The sequence below is a fragment of the Lactobacillus nasalidis genome (assembly GCF_016587775.1).
GTDB lineage: Bacteria > Bacillota > Bacilli > Lactobacillales > Lactobacillaceae > Lactobacillus > Lactobacillus nasalidis.
On record NZ_BOCG01000026.1, the window covers coordinates 1 to 381 of the forward strand.

Sequence of the window (381 nt, forward strand, 5' to 3'; positions counted from 1 at the left end):
GCGGGCCCAGCACCTCTACCAGGAAAAAGAGCTGCCGGTAACGCCGAGTCTGGCCCGTTTTCTGGCCGGAAACTGGCAGCTGCAGGATTATCTGAAGATGGACGACGGGGTCATGGAGACCAACTTCAGCATGTGGACTGAAGTCAGCGACCCGATCCTGGCGGACCTGACCAAGCGCTACCTTTTCCGCCGGCCCCTGGCCAGCGTCACGGTCACGGAGGAAAGCAAGCTTCTCTTGCCGCGGCTGAAGGATTTGATCAAAGCCGCCGGCTTCAATCCGGACTACTACACTGGCGTTGGGTCGGCCTTCGACGAGCCGTATGACGCCTACAAGCCGAGCGGCAAGAATGCCAACAGCCAGATTGAAATCATGCAGGAAGA

At 59.1% G+C, this 381-nt stretch carries 1 pseudogene; it reads left to right on the forward strand.

The features are described from left to right. Positions 1-381 (forward strand): annotated as a pseudogene (locus tag lacNas_RS00210) (hypothetical protein); the annotation flags it as partial.